The 8,242-nt window shown below is 79.1% G+C and carries 7 protein-coding genes; 6 read left to right on the forward strand and 1 reads right to left on the reverse strand.

Annotated features, from left to right (window positions below; all coding sequences use genetic code 11):
* Positions 1–8 precede the first annotated feature (8 nt).
* The gene (locus tag ACI79L_RS03460; RefSeq protein ID WP_456902372.1) at positions 9–629 is read right to left on the reverse strand and encodes a TetR/AcrR family transcriptional regulator; all 621 of its coding nucleotides are present in this window, start codon (positions 627–629) and stop codon (positions 9–11) included.
* Between the two features lie 441 nt (positions 630–1,070).
* On the opposite strand from ACI79L_RS03460, the gene steA reads away from it, so the two are divergent.
* Genes steA through ACI79L_RS03490 form a run of 6 tightly spaced genes read left to right on the forward strand, consistent with a single transcriptional unit; the run spans position 1,071 to position 8,219 of the window.
* On the forward strand, positions 1,071–2,207 hold the full coding sequence (gene steA / locus ACI79L_RS03465) for a putative cytokinetic ring protein SteA (RefSeq protein WP_456935432.1): 1,137 nt from the start codon (positions 1,071–1,073) through the stop codon (positions 2,205–2,207).
* On the forward strand, positions 2,204–3,154 hold the full coding sequence (locus ACI79L_RS03470) for a copper transporter (protein ID WP_456935433.1): 951 nt from the start codon (positions 2,204–2,206) through the stop codon (positions 3,152–3,154). Before steA ends, ACI79L_RS03470 begins: the two co-directional genes overlap by 4 nt.
* Positions 3,151–3,969, forward strand: coding sequence for a hypothetical protein (locus ACI79L_RS03475; protein WP_456935434.1), 819 nt, complete (start codon positions 3,151–3,153; stop codon positions 3,967–3,969). The genes ACI79L_RS03470 and ACI79L_RS03475 overlap by 4 nt, the downstream gene beginning before the upstream one ends.
* On the forward strand, positions 3,966–5,612 hold the full coding sequence (gene murJ / locus ACI79L_RS03480; protein ID WP_456935435.1) for a murein biosynthesis integral membrane protein MurJ: 1,647 nt from the start codon (positions 3,966–3,968) through the stop codon (positions 5,610–5,612). The genes ACI79L_RS03475 and murJ overlap by 4 nt, the downstream gene beginning before the upstream one ends.
* Positions 5,605–6,732: a glycosyltransferase family 4 protein gene (locus tag ACI79L_RS03485; RefSeq protein ID WP_456935436.1), complete on the forward strand. Its 1,128-nt coding sequence runs from the start codon at positions 5,605–5,607 to the stop codon at positions 6,730–6,732. Before murJ ends, ACI79L_RS03485 begins: the two co-directional genes overlap by 8 nt.
* Positions 6,729–8,219 carry a hypothetical protein gene (locus ACI79L_RS03490; RefSeq protein WP_456935437.1) on the forward strand — a complete coding sequence of 497 codons (1,491 nt, stop codon included), beginning with the start codon at positions 6,729–6,731 and terminating at the stop codon, positions 8,217–8,219. Before ACI79L_RS03485 ends, ACI79L_RS03490 begins: the two co-directional genes overlap by 4 nt.
* Positions 8,220–8,242 lie beyond the last annotated feature (23 nt).

Here is an 8,242-nt window from a genome sequence, read left to right on the forward strand (position 1 = left end):
TCCGGCGGTCAGCGGCGCTTGGCGTAGCCGGCGAGGCCGAACTGCAGCAGCGACAGCCCGCGGCGGCCGGCGGTGCGCAGTTCCTCGGCCAGCTCGGGGCCGGTGACGCCGGCCAGCACCCGGTCGCGGGCGAGCTCCAGCAGCCGCCCGTAGAGCGCGGTGACCGCCGCGGCGGTGAGCTCGGGCTCGACCGCGCCGTCGCCGGCGCCGGTCTCGGCGCGGATCTGCGCGGCGAGCGCCGCGGTGAGCTCGCCGAGGATCTCCCGCTCGCGGGCCTGCAGCGTCCGCGAGCCCCGGACCACCTGGGCCATCGCGGCCACGCCCTCGGCGGCCTCGGGCGTGCCGAGCATGGACATCGCCCGGACGACGAACGTCCCCGCCGCCGCGGCCACCGACTCCCCGGCCGGGCGGGTGGCGACGGCGTCGAGCAGCGCGGCGCGCATCGGCGGGTCGGCGGCGAGGACCAGGCCCTCCTTGACCGGGAAGTGGTTGAAGACCGTCTTCTCCACCACGCCCGCGCGCTGCGCGATCTCCACGACGCTCACCGCGTCGAAGCCGCGCTCGGCGAACAGCTCGGCGGCGGCGTCGACGATCCGGTCGTGGGTCTCCCGCCGGCGGCGCTCGCGCACGCCCGAGCCGCGCCGCTCCCGCCGGCGCGCGGCCCGGCGCTCCCCGGCGGGCGCGTCCCCGGGCCGCCCCGCGGGGGCGGGCGGCGGGCCGCCCACGGGAGCCGGCGCGGGCGCCGGGCCCCCGGGCACCGCGCGGATGTGCGGGGGAGCCGTCGTCTCCGGCCCTTCCTCCGCGGCCCCGGGACGGGTCGCCGGGATGCTGGCAGCAGGAGCCGAACGTGTCACAGCGGGCAACGCTAGACAGCCCCGCGGGGGGATGGAGCGGTGCTGGTGGGGCGTGCGTGCCGGGCGTGTCGCGTCGGCCGTGGTGTCGGACACCCTGCGTGACCAGGCCGTTGCAGTTGCGCGTCGGAGGAGAGCCGCCGAGGGCGTGCGTGGGACCATCGGCCAATGCGCATCGGCACCCTGCGACGGAGCCGGGCCCAGGAGGCGGCACCCGGGGTGAGCGGCACCGTCCGGCTGGACCGTCGCACCAAGAACCTCACCAAGCGCCTGCGGCCCGGCGACATCGCCGTCATCGACCACGTGGACATCGACCGGGTCAGCGCCGACTCCCTCGTCGCGGCCCGGGTCGGCGCCGTCGTCAACGCCGCCCCCAGCATCTCCGGCCGCTACCCGAACCTGGGCCCGGAGATCATCACCGCGGCCGGCATCCCCCTCGTCGACGGCGTCGGCAAGGACGTGTTCGCCGCGCTCAAGGAGGGCGCGCAGGTCCGCGTCGAGGGCGACACGCTCTACGGCCCCGGCGGCGCCGCCGTCGCGAAGGGCACCGAGCAGACGCCGGAGACCGTGGCCACCGCGATGGCCGAGGCCAAGGCCGGGCTGTCCACGCAGTTGGAGGCGTTCGCCACCAACACGATGGAGTACATGAAGCGCGAGCGCGCACTGCTGCTCGACGGCGTCGGCGTGCCCGACGTGCAGACCGCCATCGAGGGCCGGCACGTGCTCGTCGTCGTCCGCGGCTACGACTACAAGGAGGACCTGCAGGCGCTGCGGTCCTACATCCGCGACTACCGGCCGGTCCTCATCGGCGTCGACGGCGGCGCGGACGCGCTCATCGAGGCCGGCTACTCGCCGGACATGATCATCGGCGACATGGACTCGGTCAGCGACCACGTCCTCAAGAGCGGCGCCGAGGTCGTCGTGCACGCCTACGTCGACGGCCGCGCCCCCGGCCTCAAGCGGGTGCAGGACCTCGGCGTCGACGCGATCACCTTCCCGGCCGCGGCGACCAGCGAGGACATCGCGATGCTGCTGGCCGACGAGAAGGGCGCCAAGCTCATCGTCGCCGTCGGCACCCACGCCACGCTGGTGGAGTTCCTCGACAAGGGCCGCGGCGGCATGGCCTCCACCTTCCTCACCCGGCTGCGGCTGGGCGGCAAGCTGGTCGACGCCAAGGGCGTGAGCCGGCTCTACCGCAGCCGCATCTCGACCGCCGCGCTGGTCGTGCTCGTGCTCGCCGCGCTCGTCGCCATCGTCGCCGCCCTGGCCGTCACCACCGCCGGGCGGATCTACTTCGACCTGCTGGTCGACCAGTGGGACAGCTTCGTGTTCTGGTTGGAGAACCTCTTCTCGTGATCGACTTCCGGTACCACCTGGTCTCCCTGATCGCGGTGTTCCTCGCGATCGCCCTGGGGCTGGTGATCGGCGCGACCCAGCTGTCGGGCCCGCTGCTGGACAACCTGCAGGGCCAGGTCACCTCGCTGCAGGAGGACAAGCGCGCGCTGGAGGACGCCACCCAGCAGCTGCAGGCGCAGGTCGACACCGACCAGGCCTTCGAGTCCGCCGTCGCCCCCGCCCTGGTGCAGGGCGCCCTGACCGGCCGCAGCGTGCTGCTGGTGCAGGCCTCCGAGGAGGTCACCACCGACACCGTCGAGGAGGTCACCGCGCTGGTCACCGAGGCCGGCGGCACGATCACCGGGCAGCTCTCGCTGGCGCCGGAGTACACCGACCCGGCCAGCGAGGCGGGCCTGCAGAGCTACGTGACCGGCCCGGGCCGCCCGGCCGGCGTCACGCTGCCCGAGACCGACGACACCGGCCAGCTGGTCGGCGCGCTGCTCGCCCAGGTCCTCATGGTCCCGGCCGACGGCACCCCGGCCCCCGACACCGCCGCGGTGTCCACCGTGCTGGCCGGGCTGTCGGCGCTCGAGGTCCTCTCCCAGGACTCCGCGTCGGTCACCCCGGCCGACTTCGCCGTGGTGCTCACCGCCGGGGCGCTCACCGGCGACGACGCCGCCGACCGCAACGACGTGCTGCTCGACCTGGTCACCGCCCTCGACGCCGAGGGCTCGGGCGCGGTCGTGGCCGGCGACGCCGACGCGGCGGGGGAGAACGGCCTGGTGGGCGTCGTGCGCGCCGACCCGGAGGTCTCCGCGGCGGTCTCCTCGGTGGACAACGTGACCAGCCCCTCGGGCCAGATCAGCACCGTGCTGGCGCTGGGCCGCGAGCGCGAGGGCACCTCCGGCAAGTACGGCACCGGGGAGGACACCCAGCCGGTCCCGCCGGTGCCGGCCACCACGCCGTGACCCGGCTCCTGCCCGCCCTCGCGGGGGCGGCCGCGGTCCGGGCCGGCCTGGCCGCGGCGGCCGCGCTCGACGCCCGCTCCGCGGGCGCCCCGTGGCGGCGGACCAACTACGCCGGGCGCCCGGTGACCCTGCTCGGCGGGCCCGCGCTGGCCGCGGCCGCCACCGCCGGCGCCGCGCTCGGCGCCCCGGCCGGCACCCGCGGCGCCGCCGTCGTCGCCGGGGCGGTGTCCGGGCTGGTCGGCGGCTACGACGACCTCGCCGGCGCCCGCCCCGAGCAGGCGCGGGACAAGGGCCTCGCCGGGCACCTGGCCGCGCTCCGCGCCGGCCGGGTGTCGGCCGGCGCGGTCAAGGTCGCCGGCATCGGCGCGGCCGCCGCGGTGACTGCGGTGCTCACCCGCCGGGACCGGGGGCTCGCCGACGCCGTGCTCACCACCGGCCTGGTCGCCGGCACCGCCAACCTGGTCAACCTGCTCGACCTGCGCCCCGGCCGCGCGGCCAAGGCCGGCGCGCTCGCCGCCGCGGCGGGCCTGCGCGGCCCGGCCGGCGGCCTGGCCGCCGGCCCGCTCGGGGCGGCGCTGGCGGTGCTGCCCGCCGACCTCGGGGAGCGGGTGATGCTGGGCGACGCCGGCGCCAACGCCCTCGGCGCGCTGCTCGGCCTGCGGGCCGCCGCCGTCCCCTCGCGCCCGGCGCGCGCGGGCCTGCTGGCCGCTGTCACCGCGCTCACCCTCGCCAGCGAGCGGGTCAGCTTCACCCGGGTCATCGAGGCCACGCCGGGCCTGCGCGAGCTCGACCGGCTCGGCCGCCGCCCGGCGTGAGCGCGGGACCGGCGGTGCGCCCGCCCGGCCGCCGCGTCGCGCAGGGGGTCGCCGGCGCCGCCGCGCTCATCGCCGTCCTCACCGTGCTGGCCCGCCTCGCCGGGTTCGGGCGCACGCTGGTGTTCACCAACGCCGTCGGCGCGGACAGCACGGGCGACACCTACACCGCGGCCAACACCGTCCCGAACATCGTCTTCGAGGTGGTGGCGGGCGGGGCGCTGGCCTCCCTCGTCGTCCCGATGCTGGCCGGGGGCATCGCCGCCGGGGACCGCGAGCAGGTCCGCCGGACCGCCTCGGCGCTGCTGGGCTGGACGCTGCTGGTGCTCACGCCGCTGGCCGCGCTGCTCGCCCTCCTCGCGCACCCGGTCGCCGAGCTGCTGCTCGGCGGCGGCACCCCCGCCGAGGTCGACCTCGCCGCCCGCTTCCTGGTCGTCTTCGCGCCGCAGGTGGTGCTCTACGGCCTCGCCGTCGTCGCCACCGGCGTGCTGCAGGCCCACCGCCGCTTCGCCTGGCCGGCACTGGCGCCGCTGCTGTCCAGCGTCGTCGTCGCCGCCGCCTACGCCGCCTTCGCCTGGACCGACGGCGGCCGCGAGGTGCAGGACCTGACGACGACGGGCGAGCTGGTCCTCGGGGTCGGGACGACGCTCGGCGTGCTGGCGCTGGCCCTGGCGGTGCTGGTGCCGGTGCGGGGGCTGCACCTGGGGCTGCGGCCCGCGCTGCGCTTCCCGGTGGGCGCGGCGCCGCAGGTGCGCCGGCTGGCGGTCGCCGGGGTGCTCACCCTGGCCGGGCAGCAGCTGGTGGCCGCGGTCGCCATCCGGCTGGCCGGCGACGGGCCCGACGGCACCCAGGTCGCCTACACCGCCGGGCTCACGCTGTTCCTCGTGCCGTGGGCCGCGGTCGCGGTGCCGCTGGCCACCTCCGCCTACCCGCTCCTGGCCGAGCGCGCCGCCGTCGGGGACCTGCCCGGCTACCGCCGCGCGCTGGCGCCGGTCACCGCCCTGGTCGTGGTCGCCAGCGCCGGGGCCGCCGCGGTGCTGGCCGCCGTCGCCGGGCCTATGGCGCGGGTGTTCCTCGTCGACGGCGGCGACGACCGGGTGGCCGCGCTGCGCGACGCCGTCGTCGCCTTCGCCCCGGGCCTGGTCGGCTACGGCCTGGTCGCCGTCCTCACCCGGGCGCTGTACGCCCGCGGGCTGTGGAAGGCGCCGACGGCGTGCGTGCTCGGCGGGTGGCTGCTCGCCGTGGCCGCCGACGTCGTCCTGTCCGCCGCGCTGCCGGCCGCCGACCGGGCGCTGGCGCTGGCCGCCGGGCACAGCGTCGGCGTGACCGCGGCGGGCGTCGGCCTGCTCGCCGTCACCGCGCGGACGGCGGGGTCGGGGGGGCTGTCCGGGCTGGCCCGCCTGGGGCTGCCCGCGCTGCTCGCCGCCGGGGCGGGCGCGGCCGCGGGCCTCGCGGTCGCCCGGGCGCTGGGCGCCGACCCGGTGCCCGGCGGGTCCCTGTTCGGTGCGGTGGGCGCGGGGCTGCTGGCGGCGGCGACCGTGACCGCGGTGGCGGCGGCGGTCATGATGGGGACGGCGCGCCGCCCGCTGACCGCGGCGGTGCGCGCGCTGCGGACGCCCGGGGGGACGGAGGTGCACGGTGGCTGAGGCCCGACCGCTGGCCGGCCGCCGGGTCGCCGAGGTGCTCGCCACCAGCACCGGCGGTGTGGGCACCCACCTGCGCTCGGTGCTGCCCGCGCTGGCCGCCGCCGGCGCGCAGGTCACCGTCTGCGGGCCCGCGGCCACCGACGCGCTGTTCGGCTTCTCCGCCGCCGCCGGGTTCACCCCGGTGGAGATCTCCGCCGGGCTCGACCCGCTCGCCGACACCCGCGCGGTGCTCGCGCTGCGCCGCGCCACCGCCGGGGCCGACCTCGTGCACGCCCACGGGCTGCGCGCCGGCCTGGTCGCCGCCGCCGCGGTGCGCACCGGCCCGCGCCCGCTGGTGGTGACCCTGCACAACGCGCTGCCCGAGCGCTCCGGCCCGCTGCGCCGGGTGCTGGCCGCCGCCGAGCGGGCCACCGTCCGCGCCGCCGACGTCGTGCTGGCCGCCTCCGGCGACCTCGCCGACAACGCCCGCCGCCTCGGCGCCCGCGACGTCCGGGTGGCGCCGGTGTCGGCGCCCGCGCTGCCGCCGGCACGGAGGACCCGCGACGAGGTCCGCGCCGGCCTGGGCCTGGCCGACGGCCGGCCGCTGGTGCTCGCCGTCGGCCGGCTGCACCCGCAGAAGGGCTACGACGTCCTCCTCGACGCCGCCGCGGCCCTGACCCGGGGAGCGGCCGGCGGCCCCGCGCCGCTGGTCGCGATCGCCGGCGACGGCCCGCTGCAGGCCGAGCTGTCCGCCCGGATCGCCGCGCAGCGGCTGCCGGTGGCCCTGCTCGGCCGCCGCGACGACGTCGCCGACCTGCTGGCCGCCGCCGACCTGGTGGTGCTGCCCTCCCGCTGGGAGGCGCGCTCGCTCACCGCGCAGGAGGCGCTGCGGGCCGGCACGCCGCTGGTCGCCACCCGCACCGGCGGGCTGCCGGAGCTGCTCGGCGACGGCGCGGTGCTGGTGCCCCCCGGTGACGCCGCCGCGCTGGCCGGCGCGGTCGCCGACCTGCTGGCCGACCCCGCCCGCGCCGCCGCGCTGGCGGAGGCCGGGCGGGCGCAGGCGGCGGGCTGGCCGGACGAGGCCGCCACCGCCCGCACCCTCACCGCCGTCTACCGCGAGCTGCTGGGGCCCCCGCGGTGAGGCGCGCCGCCGTCCTGCTGTCCGTGCTCCTGGCGCTGCTCGCCCTCGGGCTGCCCGGGGCAGCGGTGGCGGACGACGGCCGGCGCGCCGACCGGGTGCTCGTCGTCGGCGTGCCCGGGCTCGTGTGGGACGACGTCGACCCCGGGCGGACCCCGGCCCTGTGGGAGCTGGCCGACAGCTCGCCGGTCGGGGCGGTGTCGGTGCGCGCGGCCCGCTCCACCACCTGCCTGCTCGACGGCTGGGCCACCCTCGGCGCGGGCAACCGGGCCCGCTTCCCGGCGCCGGACGAGATGCTGCCGATGGTCCCGCTGCCCACCGTGCCGCTGCCCGGGGCGACGCCGGACGTCCCCGGCCAGCCCGGCGCGGCTCCCTCGCAGGAGCCGGTGCCGGCCGGGCCGCCGGCCAGCCCCGAGCTGTCGCACTGCGGGCTGCAGGAGCGGCTGGCGGAGGTGGGGCTGGCCGATCCGCTCAGCGCCGTCCGCGCGGTCGCCGAGGACGACGCCAGCGCCCGCTTCGGCGCCGAGCCCGGTGCGCTGGGTGCCGCGGTCGGCTGCGCGACGGTCGCCGGGCGGGCGGCGGCGCTGGCCGTGGCCGCGCCCGGGGTCGGGCTGACCCGCGAGGACGCGCTGCCGGCCGACCCGGCGGCGCTGGCCGCGCTGCTGGAGCCCTGCCCGCTCACCCTGGTCTCCCTCGACCGCCTGGTCGACGCCGGCGTGCCCGCGCCCGAGGGCAGCGAGACCGGCACCGACCCGGTCTCCCGCGAGGCCGCGCTGGCCGCCGTCGACGAGCAGGTGGCCCGGTTGCGCGCCGCCGTGGACACGCTGCCCGGCGAGACGCTGCTGCTGGTGCAGGGCGTCTCGGAGGTCAACGACGGCCGGCCGCAGCTGCACGTGGGCATCGCCTCGGGCCCCGGGTTCACCGGCCCGGGGTGGCTCACCTCGGCGAGCACCGGCCGGGCGCCGTTCACCCAGCTCATCGACGTCGCCCCGACCGTGCTGCGCGCGCTGGGCCTCGAGCAGCCGGCGTCGGTCAACGGCCAGCCGCTCACCGTCGCCGGGGGCCACCCGGCCACCGCGGAGGCGGTCGCGCAGCTGGAGCGGGCCAACACCGCCGCGGTCACCCACCACCGCAGCACCGGCACGTTCTTCACGGCGCTGGTGGCGGTGCAGGCCGCGGTCGTCGTCCTCGGCGTGCTGGTGCTCGGCCTCACCCGGGCCGCGCGGCCGAGCGCCCGGCTGCGGCCGGTGCTGGCGCTCGCGGCGCTGGCGGCCGCGGCGCTGCCGGTGGCCACCTACCTGGCCGGGCTGCTGCCCTGGGAGCGCGCCGGCTCGCCGCGGTGGGCCCTGGCGGGGGCGCTGCTGGTGGCCGACGCCGCGGTGGTCGCCGTCGCCCTGCTGGGGCCGGGGGGGGGGGGGCCCGGCGGGCCGCCCCCCGCCGGCCTCGCGCGCACCCACGGCACCCTGCTCGCCCAACACCTCACCCGATAGTAGCAGGAGCTCGAAGGGCTGCT

The sequence above is a fragment of the Geodermatophilus sp. SYSU D00684 genome (assembly GCF_054050455.1).